Origin of the sequence: Microbacterium paraoxydans, assembly GCF_019056515.1 — a bacterium.
Lineage (GTDB): Bacteria > Actinomycetota > Actinomycetes > Actinomycetales > Microbacteriaceae > Microbacterium.
The window spans coordinates 38,380-55,374 of sequence record NZ_CP064874.1 but is presented as its reverse complement, the minus strand read 5'-3'; the positions used below and the strand labels follow the sequence as shown (position 1 = coordinate 55,374).

12 protein-coding genes and 1 pseudogene are annotated in these 16,995 nt (G+C 64.5%); 11 read left to right on the top strand and 2 right to left on the bottom strand.

Annotation, left to right across the window (positions count from 1 at the left end; genetic code table 11):
- Nucleotides 1-47 precede the first annotated feature (47 nt).
- A protein-coding gene (locus tag IZR02_RS17010) for an IS5 family transposase (protein WP_102209980.1) occupies nucleotides 48-942 on the bottom strand; the annotation gives its coding sequence in 2 pieces (ribosomal slippage) (nucleotides 48-590 and nucleotides 592-942; 894 coding nt in all).
- Nucleotides 943-1,014: 72 nt separating this feature from the next.
- On the opposite strand from IZR02_RS17010, the gene IZR02_RS17005 reads away from it, so the two are divergent.
- The 10 genes from IZR02_RS17005 (at nucleotide 1,015) to IZR02_RS16960 (ending at nucleotide 15,087) form a co-directional block, all read left to right on the top strand.
- Nucleotides 1,015-1,398, top strand: a complete 384-nt coding sequence (locus tag IZR02_RS17005) for a hypothetical protein (RefSeq protein ID WP_217316621.1) — start codon at nucleotides 1,015-1,017, stop codon at nucleotides 1,396-1,398.
- Nucleotides 1,399-1,429: 31 nt separating this feature from the next.
- Nucleotides 1,430-1,843, top strand: coding sequence for a hypothetical protein (locus tag IZR02_RS17000; protein ID WP_217316620.1), 414 nt, complete (start codon nucleotides 1,430-1,432; stop codon nucleotides 1,841-1,843).
- Nucleotides 1,836-2,657 (top strand): hypothetical protein, encoded by an 822-nt coding sequence (locus tag IZR02_RS16995; RefSeq protein WP_217316619.1) that lies wholly within the window; start codon nucleotides 1,836-1,838, stop codon nucleotides 2,655-2,657. The genes IZR02_RS17000 and IZR02_RS16995 overlap by 8 nt, the downstream gene beginning before the upstream one ends.
- Before the next feature lie 48 nt (nucleotides 2,658-2,705).
- Nucleotides 2,706-2,888 (top strand): helix-turn-helix domain-containing protein, encoded by a 183-nt coding sequence (locus IZR02_RS16990; RefSeq protein ID WP_217316618.1) that lies wholly within the window; start codon nucleotides 2,706-2,708, stop codon nucleotides 2,886-2,888.
- 74 nt (nucleotides 2,889-2,962) lie between these two features.
- Complete coding sequence (locus IZR02_RS16985; protein WP_217316617.1) at nucleotides 2,963-6,451, top strand: helicase-related protein; 3,489 nt, start codon at nucleotides 2,963-2,965, stop codon at nucleotides 6,449-6,451.
- On the top strand, nucleotides 6,448-7,566 hold the full coding sequence (locus IZR02_RS16980) for a DUF1156 domain-containing protein (RefSeq protein WP_217316616.1): 1,119 nt from the start codon (nucleotides 6,448-6,450) through the stop codon (nucleotides 7,564-7,566). The genes IZR02_RS16985 and IZR02_RS16980 overlap by 4 nt, the downstream gene beginning before the upstream one ends.
- Nucleotides 7,533-9,122: a DUF1156 domain-containing protein gene (locus IZR02_RS16975; RefSeq protein WP_217316615.1), complete on the top strand. Its 1,590-nt coding sequence runs from the start codon at nucleotides 7,533-7,535 to the stop codon at nucleotides 9,120-9,122. The genes IZR02_RS16980 and IZR02_RS16975 overlap by 34 nt, the downstream gene beginning before the upstream one ends.
- A 1-nt stretch (nucleotide 9,123) precedes the next feature.
- Nucleotides 9,124-12,510, top strand: coding sequence for a DUF499 domain-containing protein (locus tag IZR02_RS16970; protein WP_217316614.1), 3,387 nt, complete (start codon nucleotides 9,124-9,126; stop codon nucleotides 12,508-12,510).
- A 6-nt stretch (nucleotides 12,511-12,516) separates the two neighbouring features.
- Nucleotides 12,517-13,479, top strand: coding sequence for a hypothetical protein (locus tag IZR02_RS16965; RefSeq protein ID WP_217316613.1), 963 nt, complete (start codon nucleotides 12,517-12,519; stop codon nucleotides 13,477-13,479).
- A gap of 60 nt (nucleotides 13,480-13,539) precedes the next feature.
- Nucleotides 13,540-15,087, top strand: a complete 1,548-nt coding sequence (locus IZR02_RS16960; protein ID WP_217316612.1) for an AIPR family protein — start codon at nucleotides 13,540-13,542, stop codon at nucleotides 15,085-15,087.
- A 26-nt stretch (nucleotides 15,088-15,113) separates the two neighbouring features.
- Here IZR02_RS16960 and IZR02_RS16955 read toward each other — a convergent pair.
- Nucleotides 15,114-15,434 (bottom strand): annotated as a pseudogene (locus tag IZR02_RS16955) (helix-turn-helix domain-containing protein); the annotation flags it as partial.
- 100 nt (nucleotides 15,435-15,534) lie between these two features.
- On the opposite strand from IZR02_RS16955, the gene IZR02_RS16950 reads away from it, so the two are divergent.
- Nucleotides 15,535-16,854, top strand: a complete 1,320-nt coding sequence (locus IZR02_RS16950; protein WP_425411851.1) for an ISL3 family transposase — start codon at nucleotides 15,535-15,537, stop codon at nucleotides 16,852-16,854.
- The last annotated feature ends 141 nt before the right edge of the window (nucleotides 16,855-16,995 follow it).

Below are 16,995 nucleotides of genomic sequence, written 5' to 3'. Positions count from 1 at the left end.
GTATCCCTTCGGTTGTGCGACGTCTCATCGGACTCAGGGCCAGCCGGCTAGGGTGCGTCTGACAGCGTTCTGGTCCAGGCGATGGCGGCGTGGATGAGGACGGCGGCGCGGTAGGTGATCGCGTGTTTGTCGTAGCGGGTCGCGAGGCCTCGCCATTGCTTGGCGTGGCAGAACCGGCGTTCGATCACGTTGCGGTTCTTGTAGTCGTCGGTGTCGAGCCCGACAGGCCTTCCGCCTCGTGAACCGCGACGCTTCCGGTGCCCCTGCTGGTCGCGGGGCTCGGGGATCACGGCTTTGATCCCACGCCCCCGCAAGCGTGACCGGATCGCGCGGGACGAGTACGCCTTGTCGCCCCGGACCGCGTCCGGGCGGGTGCGAGGGCGACCGACGGGGCGACCCACGCGAAGCTGATCCAGCAAGGGCAGCAGCATCGGCGAATCACCGGCCTGTCCGGGGGTGATCACCGTGACCAGCGGCAGCCCCTTCCCGTCAACGAGCTGGTGGATCTTCGTCGACAGGCCGCCCCGGGAGCGGCCGATAGCATGATCAGGCGGCTCGACGCCCGGATTCGTGTAATTCGATACAGCCCCCTGTGGGGCGACTCGTGTTCGTCGCGTGCTGATGCGCCCGCGTGATCGTCGAATCCACCGATACCGACCAGTCCACCAGCCCCTCGGCGTCGGCCTGCGCGATCAGCGACTGCACGATCGAGTCCCAGGTGCCTTCGGTCGCGAGCCTGCGATGCCAGGTCCACACGGTCTGCCACGGGCCGAACACTGCAGGAAGATCGCGCCACGCGATCCCGCACCGATACCGGTAAATGATCCCTTCCAGCATCGTCCGCGCGTCCGAGAACTTCCGACCCGGGCGACCCGTCGGCCTCGGCAACATCCCATCGATCAGAGACCACTGAGCATCCGTAAGCAACCGAAACCGCGTCACCGCTCCAGCGTCTCAACCGATCCCCTCAACCTTTGTCAGACACGCCCTAATCCGTATGGCATTCTGCACTGTATGAGCGCGGCGGAACTGAACCAAGATTCCTTCGTCCTGGCCGCCGAAGATCCCTACCTCAGCGCACTCATCGGGACCATCGAAGAACCCGGGGGCTCCACGAACGCAACCCAAGCAGGGCGACTGACTCTCGCGTGGTGGGATCGACACGGTACCGGCCCATCGTGCGCCGAGCTGATCGATGCCGTGTTCTCGAGCCCCGATTGGGACGACATCATCGAAGACCCGGACCGCACCTTGCTCGAACGCCGCGAGCAGACCGATCTCTTGCACCGTTGGCTGATCAGCTACTGGTCCCGACTCGGCGCGATTGCCTACATTCCGGGACACGACGACGTCGTTCGGCCAGGGCGTATCCACGGCCGCGCCGGCGTCAACTGCTGATAGCTTGGCCGGCTCGATGTCAGGAGGTCGCATGCGCGAGATCATCATCGGCGATCGCACCATCGTCGTCACTCATGTCGGCACCGAGACAACCGAGCACGGCGACATCCAGAACTACCGCGTCGACGTGTCGGGCGCGGATGCCGCAACGACGCTGTCCATCCTGCGCGCGAGCCGCACCGTCGATGCACGCGTCATGGCGTCCGCCCTCGGCACAGAGCTACTACTCGGATACGACGGCAGTGCAGGGCATGGGCTTCTGCGCGACTCTGGCGTTCGGGAGTGGCGCGACGAGAACCGGGGACTGATCGAAGATGCGCGGGAGCAGCTGCAGAGCGAGATCGCCCAGCTGCCTCCCGAGCCCGCAGGCGACGCGGAGCGCACGCTCCGGCGGGCGTTCGGCCTCAACGAAACTGAGTCCGGAGCTTCAGTCGGCGATGCGTGAATATCCGTGGTTTGACTTCGACCAGGTCGACTTCGTCACCTCCGACACCCACTTCAGCCACGCCCGCATCAGCGAGCTGGCCGGTCGGCCATACTCCACGGTCGACGAGATGAACGACGACCTTGTGCGCCGGTGGAACGACACGGTCTCACCAGGCAGCGTCGTCCTGCACCTTGGTGACGTAGCACTCGGTCCGATCGAGGAATCGATCGGGCTCACCGCGCGGCTCAACGGGCGCAAGCTACTCGTGCCTGGGAACCACGATCGCGTCTCGCCCGCAACCCAGTCGAAACGGGCGATCGAGAGATTCACGCCCATGTACGAAGCGGCGGGGTGGGAGATCCTCCCAGAGGTGATCGAAGGGACGCGCCACGGGTACAGGATCATTGCCTCGCACTACCCGTACGGCGGTGACAGCCAGGAACAGGATCGACACACGTCGCATCGCCCGCGCTGGGACGACGGCATCCCGCTTCTCCACGGGCACACGCATGCCCGCGACCACGGCCCCAACGGCCACCAGTTCCATGTCGGCGTCGACGCCTACGGCTTCGCACCGATCCCGTTCAGCGTGATCGACGCCTGGATCCAGAGCCTGCCCGGAATCGAGACCCGGCTGCAGACAGCGATCCGCGAGGCTCGAGAGGTACTCGCGGACCTCGACGACACACCGCCGTCAGCCATGGATCACATGTTCTACATGCAGGCCTACGACGTCCTTCACCTACAGCTCGAGGAGCTTCTCGAGGTGATTGGCGGCGAGGGCACGACAAGGGCGAATGGCGATGGCTCGGATACCGAGCGCTCGGGGTAGGCTCGGTCATACCCGGAAACTTCCGGCTCAATCTGCATAGGGGCGTGAATGTCCGAACCATGGCTCTCTGCCGACGACATCGCTGAGCACTTGGGTGTGACGAAAGACACGATTTATGCCTGGATCTCCGACAAGGGGATGCCGGCGCACAAGGTCGGGCGCCTGTGGAAGTTCCAGGCGAGCGAGGTCGACGACTGGGTGCGTCGAGGGGATGCCGGCGCCACAGACTAGCCCCCGATCGGCCGCAATGTCGCCGGCCCAACGTATCCTGATCAACTTGCCAACCGAGGGAGTGAACGAGAGTCGTGACGACCTCATCGATGTTTGATCTCGTCCGTGTTGGCGCGACCGTGACCGGCCTCGCAGGGCCTGATCCGGTGAAGATCGTTGCCGTCGAGCGCCTCACTGACGACTCGGCGAACGTGGCATATCGTACCGACACCGGGCTTGGCGAGAAGATCGTCTTCGCCAACGCGATCTCGCAGGTGCGCGAGGTCGTGGCCGGCCAAGTATTCAGCTTCGATGCGGACCCCAACTCGTTCCTCCTGGCCGCTGAGGCGCGTCGGATGAAGCTCGCGTACCTCTTCGATCCGCAGGCCGCCCTCGGCACCAGCGACGTGCAGCCGCTGCCGCATCAGCTGCGCGCGGTCTACGAGATCATGCTCCACAAGCAGCCGCTGCGCTACGTTCTGGCCGACGATCCGGGTGCCGGCAAGACGGTCATGGCGGGCCTGCTCATCAAGGAACTCCTGCTCCGTGGCGATGCGGCGAATGTCATGGTCGTCTCGCCAGGGGTGCTCGTCGATCAGTGGGACGAGGAGATGCGGGAGAAGTTCGACCTGGAGTTCGAGAGCCTCACTCGCGACAAGATCCTTCACGAGGGCAACCCCTTCGCACGAGGCGGGCTCTGGCTAGCACGACTCGACGTCCTCGCGCGGAACAGCGAAGGCATCCTCGACAAGGCCCGTGAGGTCGACTGGGACCTGATCATCTTCGACGAAGCCCACAAGATGTCGGCCACGGTCTGGGGCAACGAGGTCAAGAAGACCAAGCGTTACCAGATGGCCGAGGAGCTGGGGAAACACGCGCGCAATCTGTTGATGATGACCGCGACGCCCCACTCCGGGAAAGAGGAGCAGTTCCAGCTCTTCATGGCGCTGCTCGACTCCGACCGCTTCGAGGGCGTCGCCCGGGAGGGAAGCCGCAAGGTCGACGTCTCGGATCTCATGCGCCGTCTGGTCAAGGAGGAGCTTCGTACGTTCGAGGGCACGCGACTGTTCCCCGAGCGTTTCGCGTTCACGGTCAAGTACGAGCTGTCCCAGGCCGAGAAGGACCTCTACGTCGCCGTCACCGACTATGTCCGTGACGAGATGAACCGCGCCGATGCGATCGAGGGTGACAATCGTCGTCGGACTGCCGTCGGGTTCGCGCTCACGACGCTCCAGCGTCGCCTTGCTTCATCACCCGCGGCGATCCACCGCTCCCTCGAACGCCGCAAGGCACGCCTTGAGTCCGAGCTGCGCGAAGCGCGCATGTACGCCGCAGTGAAGTCGGACACCCCCGATGTGCCCGAGGACTGGGACGACCTGGAAGACCTCACCGACGAGGAACGCGAGGCGCTCGAAGACCAGGCGATCGCTGGAGCCACGACCGCACGCACGCCGGAGGAACTCGAGACCGAGATCCTCGTCGTCGATCGGCTCCTCGTGAAGTCGTCTGCTGTGAAATCGTCACCCACCTACGCCAAGTGGGATGCCCTGCGCGACACCTTGGACGACACCGACGAGATGCGCGATGACACCGGTGCGCGTCGCAAGGTGATCATCTTCACCGAGCACAAGGACACCCTCGACGACCTGGTTATGCGTCTGACTCAGCACCTCGGCCGAGACGACGCCGTGATCACCATCCACGGAGGTACCAAGCGGGAAGACCGCAAGAAGGCGAAGGAGACTTTCGAGCAGAACGAGCGTTGTGTGTTCCTCATCGCCACCGATGCTGCGGGCGAAGGCGTGAACCTCCATAAGAACGCCCACCTGCTGATCAACTACGACCTGCCGTGGAACCCCAACCGCATCGAACAGCGCTTCGGGCGGGTGCACCGTATTGGTCAGCCCAACACGTGCTTCATGTGGTCGCTCGTCGCCGATGACACCCGCGAGGGCGATGTGTACACGCGGCTGCTGGAGAAGCTCGAGGAGCAGCGCGCCACGCTCGGCGGGCGCGTTTACGACGTCCTCGGTCAGCTCTTCCAGGGCAACGCACTGCGCGACCTGATGATCGCCGCTATCCGCGAGGCAAACAGGCCGGAGCGCGAGCGCTACCTCACCGAGGTCGTCGACCCCAAGATCGCCGACGGCATCCCCGAGCTGCTGAAGGCGAACCAGCTTGTGCCCGGCGCGATGAGCGACACTGAGGTCGACGACATGAGACGTGAGATGGAGCGAGCCGAGGCGGCCCGCCTCCAGCCCCACCACGTCGAGGCGTTCTTTCACCGTGCGTTCGCTGACGTGGGCGGGCAGCTCCGCATGCGCGAGAGCCACCGCTTCGAGATCAAGCGAGTGCCTGGCGAGATCAAGGAGCGCGACCGCATTACCGGCTACGGCCAGCCCGTGGTCGACGAGTACTACCGCGTCACCTTCGACCCGAAGTACGTCCGAGTAGACGGCAACAACCGCCTCGCGACGCTCCTACACCCGGGCCACCCGCTGATGTCGGCCACGATGAGCGTCGTCTCCGACCGCTACATCGACGCGCTCCGTCGCGGAGCGGTCCTCGTCGACCGCTCTGACCTGACGACTCAGCCTTACGTTGTCAGCCTCCTCGAACACGACGTCACCGACGGACGCATCGCGCAGGATGGGCAGCCTCGTGTCGTGTCGCGTCGCGCCCAGTACGCCCGTATCGACGAAGACGGAACCATCACGCCTCTCACTGGCTCGCCGATCCCGAACTTCGAGGTCCCCACTGACGAGGAAGTGGAGGCAAGCCAACCGCTGCTCGGTGAGCCTTGGGCACAGGCAGCCGATCTAGACCGTCGCGTCATTCGCGAGGCATCGGTCACGATCGCTCGGCAGCACGCTGACGAAGTCAGCCGACGCACCATCGAGCGCGTTGACAAGACCGAGCGCCTCGTTCGCGAGCGCCTTACTCGCGAGATCAACTATTGGGACCGCCGTGCCTTCGAGCTGAGCGAACAGGAGCGAGCGGGCAGGAAGACCCGCCTCCCGGCATCTCAAATGCAGGAACGGGCCGAGGCCCTGGCCCGTCGACTCGACCGACGGCTACGAGAACTTGAGCAAGAACGTGACATCTCGGTTCGCCCGCCTCGGGTGACCGGCGCTTGTCTAGTCGTCACGCAGGGATGGCTGGATGCTCAGACTGACCCGGAAGGCGCAGCTGACCGTGCCAGGGAGACAACGCGGGTGGAGCGTCTGGCCGTCGATGCCGTTCTCCGAGTCGAGCACGCGCTCGGGCACGATCCGACAGAGATGCACCACAACAACCCCGGCTACGACATCGAGTCCGACACCGGGCGGAGTCTCGACTTCATCGAGGTGAAGGGCCGCGTCGTCGGCGGCCGCACTTTCGTGCTCACCCGGCAGGAAGCGGTCACTGCGCTGAACAAGGCCGACCACTCGGTGCTCGCGCTCGTCCAGGTAGCGGAGGATGACACGACGACAGTGCGCTACCTGAGGCACCCCATAGATCAGCCCATCGATCCTCGCGCGGCGCGCGTCGAATACGACTGGGAGCCCTTCTGGAACGACGCAACGGAGATGAGCCAGCAGTGACCGAGACAGCCCGAAAGAAGAAGCTGATCGAGGTCGCGCTGCCCCTCGACGAGATCAACGCGGCTTGCAAGGCGGACAAGGACCGCAAGACGGGGACTATCCGCAACCTGCATAAGTGGTTCGCGCCTATGCCTCTTCCCGCGTGGCGCGCTCTTCTCTTCGCCGCACTGGTCGATGATCCGGAAGACGACAATCAGCGGGTGTATCTCTTGGATCTGATCAAACGGATGGTGAGCAGCGGCGCAGACGTCCCTGGCGACACCGACCTGTCTGAGGCGCGCCGCGTGCTCGCGCGACAGTTCCCGAACGGCGTCCCACCCGTTCTGGATCCTTTCTGTGGAGGCGGCTCCACGCTCATAGAGGCACAGCGACTCGGCCTCCCGGCGTACGGCTCCGATCTCAATCCGGTTCCGGTGCTCATCTCACGAACAATTGCCTCTATAGTTCCGGCGATGGCCGGGCGGCAGGGCATTGCTGAGGCGGTCAGCGATGGACTCTTTAGCCTTGGAACGGGACATCCGCTGCAAGGTCTAGTTGATGATGTGACGTTCTACGCGAAGGAGATTGAGCAGCGGGCTCTCGAGCGCCTTGGCTCGGCCTACTCGTGGCCGGCGGGCGAAACACCGATCGCATGGCTATGGGCACGCACGGCGGCATGTCCGAGCCCCGCCTGCGGGGCGACGACACCGCTACTCACGTCGAACTGGATCTCCAAGAAGGGCGGGGACCTGGCCTGGTACGACATTCGCGCTGAATCTGGCTCCATCCAGCTCAAGGTGGTCTCCGGCCAGACGGGTGGGGGCCCTGCTAGCTCGCTGAAGATCGGCGATGGCGTCTTCTCATGCGCTAACTGCGGTTCGACCCTCGACGGACCTTATCTCCGCGGAGAAGGCAAGGCAGGGCGACTAGGCCTTCGGATGACAGCGGTCGTAACGATGCGCGGCAAGAGGCGTGTGTATCGGGAACCGCTGGCGGAAGAGATGGATGCGATCGCCTCGATCGCGTCACGGGTCGAGTCGGACGACGTACCGATCAACACCGAGGGGCAGAGCATCCGCGTCGGCCTCTATGGGATGGAAACGTGGAGCTCGCTGATGAACCCCGCCAGGAGTTGACGCTCGCGACATTCGCGGACCTGGTTGCCGGGGTTTACGACCGGATCCTGGCGGACGGCGGTGACCACGAGTGGGCGACGGCAGTCACATCGCTGCTCGGTCTCGCTGTCGGCAAGATGGCGCAGTTCTCCTCGTCAATGGCCATTTGGCGCGTTCAACCGCAGGCAAAGGCTGAAGCAGCGCTTTCAACACACAACCTACCGATGACCTGGGATTTTCCTGAGGTCAACGTGTTTGGAGGATCGGTCGGGGATTGGCTCGGTATGGTCAAGACCATGCTCCGAGCGTTGCCGTACGCAGCGCTCGGCGGCGCGCCCGCCGCCGTTCGCAGGGCGGACGCTCGAGTCGCAACACTTGACCAACCGGGACTTGTCGCCACGGATCCGCCGTACTTCGACGCGATTGGGTACGCGGATATCTCGGACTTCTTCTATGTTTGGCATCGGAGAGCGCTACGAAAGGTGCACCCCGACCTCTACTCGACTGTTGCCGCCCCGAAGGCAGGCGAGCTAACTGCAGTCGCTTCGCGGCATGGCAACAGCAAGCAGGAAGCGACGAACTACTTCGTTCAGGGGTTTACCGAGACCTTCGGGAACCTCGAAAGGTCGTCGGCACCGGGCCTTCCGATGCTTGTGGTCTATGCCTCAAAAGAGCAAAAGGCGGGAAAGGGCGAGGAGACTCGGTGGTCGGCAATCCTCTCCGCCATGATCGCCGCCGACCTCGAGATCACTGGTTCATGGCCGATCCGCGGAACTACAGAAGCACGTATGGTCTCCGCGGGCACCAACGCCGTGGCTTCATACATCGTCATGGTCTGCCGGCCCAGGGGTGTCGAATCACTCACGTGCTCGCTCAGCGATTTCAACCGTGCCCTACGGCGTGAGCTGTCGACCGCCGTCCGCGACCTTCAGGCGGCATCGATACTCCCCGTCGACCTCGCTCAGGCCGCCATGGGCCCGGGAATGCAGATCTTCTCCCGCTACAGGGCGGTCCTTGACCAAGCAGGCCAGCGCGTTCAGGTGGACCAAGCGCTTCGGATGATCAATCAAGCACTCGCCGAGGTCCTCGACGAGCAGGAAGGCGATCTCGATCCGGAATCGCGGTTCGCAGTTCGTTGGTGGGAGAGCCACGGTTGGGCGCCGGCAGCATTCGGCGAGGCTGATAAGGCTGTGCGCCCTCTGGGAATAAGTGTTGATGACGTCGTTCGTGCTCAAGTGGCAACAAGCCAGGCCAATAAGGTGCAACTTCTCGGAAATGGTGGCTTGGACAGGCAGTGGAGTCCGGCGAACGATTCGCGACCGACGGCGTGGGAGGCTGTGCATCACCTTGCCGACCGCCTGATCGACGGTGGCGGCGAACTCGCCTCGGCCAAGTTGATGGCTCGGTTGTCCGACCTACACGACCCGGCGATGGCGCTGGCCTACCGATTGCACGATATTGCTGCACGCAAAGGTCGAACCACAGATCAGGAACGGTACAACGCGCTGATCAACTCCTGGGCTGAACTTGTTCGGCTCAGCGGGGACGGACGCACGACTGCGGAAGGGCTCTTCTGACATGGCGGCACTTTCAAACAAGGAACGCGTTGGACGGGTACTCGACCTCGTGGTTGAAGGGCTCGGCCCGTGGATGATCGGGCTCCTTGAAGCCAAGCACGGCGGCAGCTGGGCCGCCGAGGTCGGGCGAACGGCTGGCCTCACCGGGCGTGACGGCTCACCGAGTCCCACAGACCCCGCGTACCTGTTCTGGGTTTTCGACAAGCAGTGGCATCAGGTCTTCAAGGAGCAGCTCACTTTCGAGGACAAACGAGTGATCTCTGCACTGTGGGATGCCCGCAAGGAGTGGGCGCACGGAGAGCGAATCTCGTCGGAGCGCACCGAGCGGGTGCTCATGGACGGCGAGCACATCCTCCGGTCGATCGGTGCTGCTCAGCACGCGGACAAGGCCGATGAGATGCGTCGAGAGTTCCGCCGACTCATGTTCGAGGAGGACCAGAAGCGGCTCCAGCGCGCCCAGGAGCGGGCCCTCTCAGTGCAAGTCGACTCGACTGGTCTCCCCGCATGGCGCGACGTCATTGAACCTCACGACGATGTCGCCCGCGGCACGTTCGAGTTGGCCCAGTTCGCCGCAGACCTGCGTCAGGTGCACCAGGGCGTGGCCGGCCCCGAGTACGGCGACCCTGTGGAGTTCTTCGGTCGCACCTACCTCACTCGCGGCCTGCGCTACCTTCTAGAGCAGGCGATCAAGCGCCTCAGTGGCGGAGGTGGAGAACCGGTCATCGACCTGATGACGACCTTCGGTGGCGGCAAGACGCACTCGCTGCTGGCCGTCTACCACGCAGCAGCAGGAGTACCCGCTGAGCAGCTGCTGGGGATGCGGGAGCTGCTCGACGGCATTGGCGTCGCGGAGCTTCCCGCCAGCGTCAATCGTGCGGTCCTTGTCGGCAACGACCTCTCAATCCTGGGGATGCCAAAGCCCGAGGGCATCACCGTCAACACACTGTGGGGCGAGCTGGCGTACCAGCTCGGGGGCGTCGACGGGTACGAACTCCTGAAGCGGTACGACGAGCAGTCGGTGCCACCAACGACCACCGCGTTAGCCGACCTCTTCGAGAAGTACGGGCCGTGCATCATCCTCATCGACGAGTGGGTAGCGTATCTGCGCCAGCTCTGGTCACGTGAGAAGGTCGCGCCCGCCGGGACGTTCGACGGCCACATGACCTTCGTGCAGTCGCTGACCGAGGCAGTGAAGGCCGTCCCGACCGCGCTCCTCGTAGTCTCGCTCCCGGCGTCCGACGTCGTCCGCGACATGCAGGGAGCCGAGACGCCGACCGAGAACGAGCACGAGGTTGGCGGCACCGCGGGCCTGGAGGCATTGCGACACCTCCGCTCCGTGATCCACCGTCTGGAGTCTGCCTGGCAGCCGGCGACGATCGAGGAGTCGTTCGAGATCGTCAGGCGGCGCATCTTCAAGCCGTTCGGACGAGAACAAGACGCCGCGCGCGACCTCGTCGTTCACAAGTACATGGACCACTACGTGCGCTACGGCTCGGATGTGCCAAGCGAGGTCATGCAGCCCGGCTACCGCGCATCGATGCGCACCGCCTACCCGATCCACCCGGAGCTGTTCGATCGGCTCTACAAGGACTGGTCGACCCTGGAGCGCTTCCAGCGCACCCGCGGCGTACTGCGCCTCATGGCGACGGTCGTCTACGCCCTCTGGACGAGCGGTGACCGATCACCGATGATCCTCCCCGCTTCGATCCCGCTCGACAACGCGAAGGTCTTCGACGAGTTGGCCAACCATCTCGACGACTCCTGGAAACCGATCGTGGACGCTGACGTCGCAGGCGAGACCTCGACGGCCAACATCGTGGACAGCGACATCAAGATCCTCGGCCGGTCCATGGCGACCAAACGCGCCGCTCGTTGTGTGTTCCTCGGCACCGCTCCGATGGCCAACCTCCGCAATCGCGACGGCAGCGCCGCGACCATCCGCGGTATCGAACAGAAGCGCGTAGTGCTCGGTTCGACCTACCCGGGCGACAACCCCGCGCACGTCGCTGACGGTTTGCGACGACTCGGCGACCTCGGCAAGTACATGAACCGGGACCAGGACCGGTACTGGCTGTCGCTGCAGCAGACCGTCGCGCAGATCGTGCAGGAGCGCGCCGACTCCTACCACGAGGAGCAGGTGTTCGACGAGCTGGCGCAGGTCGTCCGCCAGGAGACCGATAAGGGCCTGTTCGAGCGCGTGCATCGATTGCCGCACGGCAGCATCGACGTCGAGGACGACCCGGGCATCGGTCTCGTGATCTTCGGACCCGACCGTCCCTTCTCGAAGCGCGGGCGCTCCGTGGCTGAGGACGCGGCGATCGAGTTCCTGACGAAGCGCGGCACCAACGCGCGCATCCACAAGAACTCTCTCGTCTTCCTCGCTCCCGAGGTCGACCGCATCGACATCCTGCTCAATGCCGTGCGCCAGCGGATGGCATGGGAGTACATACTCGAGAACCGCGATTCGCTGAACCTCGACCAGCACAACATCAAAGTCGCCGAGTCACGCGTTGCCCAGCAGAAGCAGACGGTGAAGGACGCGATCCGCGAGGCCTACCGCTGGATTCTCGTTCCGACTCAGGAGCCCGGCGCCGCCGAGATCGAGCTGGAGTCGATTCTAATGAACGGCGACGGCACACTCGCTGCGCGCGTGACCAAGAAGGCCGACGCAGGCGAGTTCGTCGTTCGCACTTTCTCGCCGTCACTTCTCCGTATGCAGATCAACCGGCTGAACCTGTGGCGCGAGAAGCCGTACGTGCCACTCGACGTCTTGGTCGGGTACTTCAGCCAGTACGTCTACATGCCGAAGGTCGTGCAGCCGAAGGTCGTCATCGACGCCGTGTGGCACCTTGACGACGCCCTCGTCGTGGAACTCGACGGCTTCGCCTACGCCGACTCGTACGAGGACGGCAGATTCAGCGGCCTGACCATGAAGGCTCCTGCTGCTGTACGGCAAGGAGGGCTGCTCGTCGACCCTGTTATCGCGACCCATCAGATCGAAGCTGACACTAGGGTCACCGAGGGTCAGAGTGGCGAAGGCGAGCAAGGCGGGACGGGCACTGCGACGGGCGGATCGGGAACGTCGTCGCCCGGCACGGATTCAGGAGCGCCGGGAACGACGACGAGTTCGGGGGGCGGGCGTGCAGCGGCCACCGCGCCAACGCGATTCCACGCGACGAAGAACCTCACCGTGAACCGCGTCGTGCGCGACGCCGGGCAGATCTACGAGGAGATCGTGTCGCACTTCGTCACGGCCGGCGTCCCGGTGCGCGTCTCGATCGACATCGAGTCCGAGCAGCTCGCCAAGCTCAGCGACGACCAGCGCTCGGCGATCCGCGAGAACCTCAAGACCCTCGGCTTCGGCGACGACGACTGGTCGATGGACTGACGGTCGATGAGCCAGGGACCCGAGATAGAGAATGATACCGCGTGGGTTGACGTGCCGGATGAGTTGGCCGCGGAGTTGGATACGTACGCCGACCTCTGCCACCACCTTGTGCTCGCGTGGATGGAGATGGCGCGCGGACTCGCGGTACTCCCCGCCAACGGCTCGCCAGCGGCGACCGAGGCCCGGCAGTTTCGTGAAGCGAAGCCGGACGCTCCAGCTAATGTCGAACATGGTGCAGGTCAGCGCGCCGGGCTGTACGTGGATGCAATCAGCCAGCAGCTTCTCGCCGTCGAGGCGCTGCTCCGTGCGCGGCGAGTTGCGGTGGCGCTATGGCCGCTCGTGCGCGCGGAACTCGAGTTCGCGGGACGAGCCGCATGGCTGCTCGATCCGCGCGTCCAGGTGGAAGCCGGCGAGGTGCGGGTCGCCCGCCTATACCTGGAGGCGATCTCCTCGCTACGGCGAGAGCGGTATACAGCAGGCAAGTTCGATAGAGGGCACGGGAATCGTGCGAAGGTGCTCCGCGACACCAAGATCGCTGAGGCCAGGGCAATCTTCGGCGAGACCGCCGTTGAGATCGACCTGTCCTCTCCCGATCTGATCGAGACCTGGACTGTGGCCGGACAGGGGATGGCGAGCCTTGGTGGCGCGGCTGCATCGTTCGCAGACCTGTGCTTCGAGGGAAAGACAAAGGTTCTCTACGACTCGCTCTCGGACTACTCGCACCCGTCCCTGCTCACCGTCGACAAGCAGTCGATCCCGATAGAGATTGACGGTGTAGCCCGTCGACCCTGGACCGTCGGTCGTGGCGTGGTGGCCTGGCAGGTGCGTCTCGCTTGCCTGATCTTCTACAAGGCGTGCCACCTTGTTGCTGGCTACTACGCGATCGACGACTCGGCCCTGGAGCAGTGGGCAGATGGCGTCCCGCCCGAGTGGTTCGGCCCCGACACTGTGAATAGAGACGAGTCGTGAAACAGCTAGGTTGGCTGAACGTGTCGATGGTCGAGCGCGACCAGGAAGCGGGAATCTTCGATGAGCAATGAGGTTGTCCTTGTCGATCAGTTCCTCAAGGCGGCGCAGGACAGTCGAGATACGCCCCTGCCCGATGACGTTGCGTTCGAAGTGTTCGCTGCTGCGACGGTCCTTAGCGGGCAGAACCTCAGCGACGAGGAGATCGAAGCGGGCAGGATCGGCGGAGGACTGGACGGCGGGCTTGACGCCGTCTACACCTTCCTCGACGGCCGCCTCCTCAGCGAGGACTCTGACGTGTTTGAGGACGGCTTCAAGCCGAGCGAAGTGAGAAAGGGCGCCGAGATTTCCCTGTGGCTCATCCAGGCGAAGCGCTCGGAGGGATTCGGCGAGGACGCATTCGACAAGGTGAACGCGAGCACGAAGAAGCTGCTCGACCTGAACTTCACCGACGAGCAGCTGGCTGGGATCTATTCGGCCGATGTCATCGCGCGTGTTCGCTTGTTTACCAGGGCGTGGACGTTGCTCAGTATCCGGTCGCCACGCATCTCGATCACGTTCGCATATGTGTCACGCGGCGACACCACGAGCGCGTCAGCGGGTGTTACACAGAAGGTCGCCGACACCCGCGCGGCGCTCTCCTCGCTGGTCATTGGGTCAGATGTCGAGGCGCGCCTCGTGGGCGCGAGGGAGCTGTGGGCGATGGCGAGCGCCACGCCTGAGTATGACCTCCAGCTCCGGTTCCGGGACTACATCTCGGAAGGCGACTCCTATGCCGGTCTCGTCTCGCTACCCGAGTACTTCCGATTCCTTTCTGACGAGTCGGGGGCACTCCGCGGTCATTTGTTCGATTGGAACGTTCGCGACTTCCAGGGCGCAGTCACCGTGAACAGGCAGATGCAGGCAACTCTCGAAGCCGACGATGAGCGAGACTTCTGGTGGCTAAACAACGGGGTAACGATCCTGTGTTCAGGGGTGAATATCGGCGGGGAGAAGACCTTCACTCTGTCGGGTGTGCAGATCGTCAATGGCATGCAGACCTCGCATGCCATCCACGATGTCCTTACCGCGACCGGCGTCGACCTTGAGCGCCACAAGCGGCGATCTGTCCAGGTCAGAGTAATCAAGACCCTCGACGAGGCCACTCGTGACGACGTGATCCGAGCGACCAACAGTCAAACGAAGGTTCCAGACGCGTCGCTGCATGCGACCGAGGATCTCCACCGCCAGATCGAGTCGCACTTCGCCGCGAAGGGCTGGTACTACGACCGCCGAAAGAACTTCTACAAGAACGCCGGAAAGCCAGCCGACAAGATCATCAGCATCGCCACACTCGGGCAGGCCGTGATGGCGATTGGACTGAGCCGACCTGATGATGCGCGTGCACGCCCGTCGACATTGCTCAACAACGAGGCAGACTATGCAGCGGTCTTCAACCCATCTCTGAGTCTGGACGTATACCTTTGGGTAGCAACCGTTCAGCGTAGAGTCGATTCGGCTCTCTTGACCGAAGCAGTTGCCGCCGATGCCTCTACTCGAACGAACACACGCTTTTACGTCAGCAGCTTCCTAGGGCGTGTTGATCAAGAGGTTCCGCTCCTCGGTGGGTGAGTGAACCCTCATGATCAACACGGCCTAGAGGAGATCCGCGCCAGCGACGCCGTCGACGGCACAGGGTCCATCCTCAGCGTGCGCATCCTGTCGTGCACGCTGATCGGACCGTGGTCCAGCCCGGACTGCTCCAACGCCGCCGGCACACCGATTGCCTGCCGTTTGACCTCGTCGCTCAGCTTCGACGGGCTCGACTTCGGACGACGCGACCTCGGCTCGAGCGCCGCGGCAGGCCCTTCCTCGGCGACGCGCTTACGGATCGCGTAGAACGTCTTGCGGGAGATCCCGTGCTCGACACAGAACGTGCTCACCGCCCCGCGCGGCGCGTTATCGGGCTCTTCGGACATTCGGTGGGGGTGAGGCTTGCCGGGTGGGGTTCGGCGGGTAGGGGTCGAGGTCCCCGAGGATCAGTAGCGCTAACTGTCTGATCTTCACGAGGACCTCGACGTGCTTCACCCTACTTCGGGGTGCGCTTCCGCGCGCTCTGCCGCTGATCCGTGTTCCCGCTGCGACGTTCTGCTGGGTCTTCCCGATGTCCATGTCGAGCGCGTCGACCGTCGCGACGGGCTGCTGGTGGTGACGGTCTCGACGCCAGCGGCGCCGACCGGCTGCCCCTCGTGTGGGGTCGTCGCGACCGGCCGCGGACGCCGTCGACGGGTGCTTCATGATGTGCCCGCGACGACGCGGGTGCGGATCGTATGGCGGCAGCGGGTCTGGCGGTGCGACGAGGTGGGATGCGCGCGGCGGACGTTCGTGGAGCAGCTCCCGGGTCTGGTCGCCCGGCGCGGGTCGATCACCACGCGCGCCGTCGGCTGGGCGATCGGGCAGCTGCGCCGCGAGCACGCCACCGTGCACGGTATCGCCCGTCAGCTCGGCACGTCGTGGAAGACGGTGTGGCGCGCTGTCGAGCCTGAGTTGGAGCGGCTCGCGGCCGACGAGTCCCGATTCGAGAACGTCACCACGCTCGGTGTCGATGAGCACATCTGGCATCACGTCGACCCCCGCAAGCGCGGTCCGAAGGAGCTTACCGGGATGGTCGATCTGAGCCGCGACGCGGACGGGAAGACGCGGGCCAGGCTGCTCGACCTGGTGCCGGGCCGCTCCGGGAAGGCCTACGCGTCCTGGCTCGCCGAACGCGGCGAAGCGTTCCGGCAGAACGTGAAAGTCGCGGCTCTTGACCCGTTCGCCGGCTACAAGACCGCGATCGACGACCAGCTCGAAGACGCCACGGCCGTGCTGGACGCATTCCACGTCGTCAAGCTCGGCACCGCCGCCGTCGACGAGGTCCGCCGCCGCGTCCAGCAGGACACCCTCGGGCATCGCGGTCGGACCGGCGACCCGCTCTACGGGATCCAGACCATCCTCCGCGCCGGCGCCGAGAACCTCACCGAGAAGCAGCGGACCAGGCTCGCGGCAGCGATCGAGGCCGACCCCGCGCACGACGAGGTGTTCGTCGCATGGCAGTGCGCCCAGCAACTGCGTTCCGCCTACCACCAGAAGGACCTCGCCGAGGGCCGCCAGATCGCGGAGAAGGTCGTCGACACATTCCACACCTGCCCGATCCCCGAGATCGCCCGCCTCGGCCGCACCCTCCGCCGCTGGCGAGCCGCGTTCCTGGCCTACTTCACGACCGGACGATCATCGAACGGCGGCACTGAGGCCGTGAACGGGATCATCGAGCTGCACCGCCGCCTCGCCCGCGGCTTCCGCAACCGCGACAACTACCGGCTCCGCATGCTCCTCGCCGCCGGCGGACTCACCCCATGACCCCCACCGAATGTCCGAAGAGCCCGTTATCGGGCCACTGCGTGATGGCGAGACGAACACGAGAATCAACAGGCTCAGAAGGGGTCACTTACCAATACGACCGGCCGAAGTGTTACCACCAAGACCGCGAGAAGTGTCACC

What these genes read in the sequence shown, in the direction of transcription:
- IZR02_RS17005 (WP_217316621.1), top strand. Translation starts at nt 1,015, where the DNA reads ATGAGCGCGGCGGAACTGAACCAAGATTCCTTCGTCCTGGCCGCCGAA.
- IZR02_RS17000 (WP_217316620.1), top strand. Translation starts at nt 1,430, where the DNA reads ATGCGCGAGATCATCATCGGCGATCGCACCATCGTCGTCACTCATGTC.
- IZR02_RS16995 (WP_217316619.1), top strand. Translation starts at nt 1,836, where the DNA reads ATGCGTGAATATCCGTGGTTTGACTTCGACCAGGTCGACTTCGTCACC.
- IZR02_RS16990 (WP_217316618.1), top strand. Translation starts at nt 2,706, where the DNA reads ATGTCCGAACCATGGCTCTCTGCCGACGACATCGCTGAGCACTTGGGT.
- IZR02_RS16970 (WP_217316614.1), top strand. Translation starts at nt 9,124, where the DNA reads ATGGCGGCACTTTCAAACAAGGAACGCGTTGGACGGGTACTCGACCTC.
- IZR02_RS16965 (WP_217316613.1), top strand. Translation starts at nt 12,517, where the DNA reads ATGAGCCAGGGACCCGAGATAGAGAATGATACCGCGTGGGTTGACGTG.
- IZR02_RS16960 (WP_217316612.1), top strand. Translation starts at nt 13,540, where the DNA reads ATGAGCAATGAGGTTGTCCTTGTCGATCAGTTCCTCAAGGCGGCGCAG.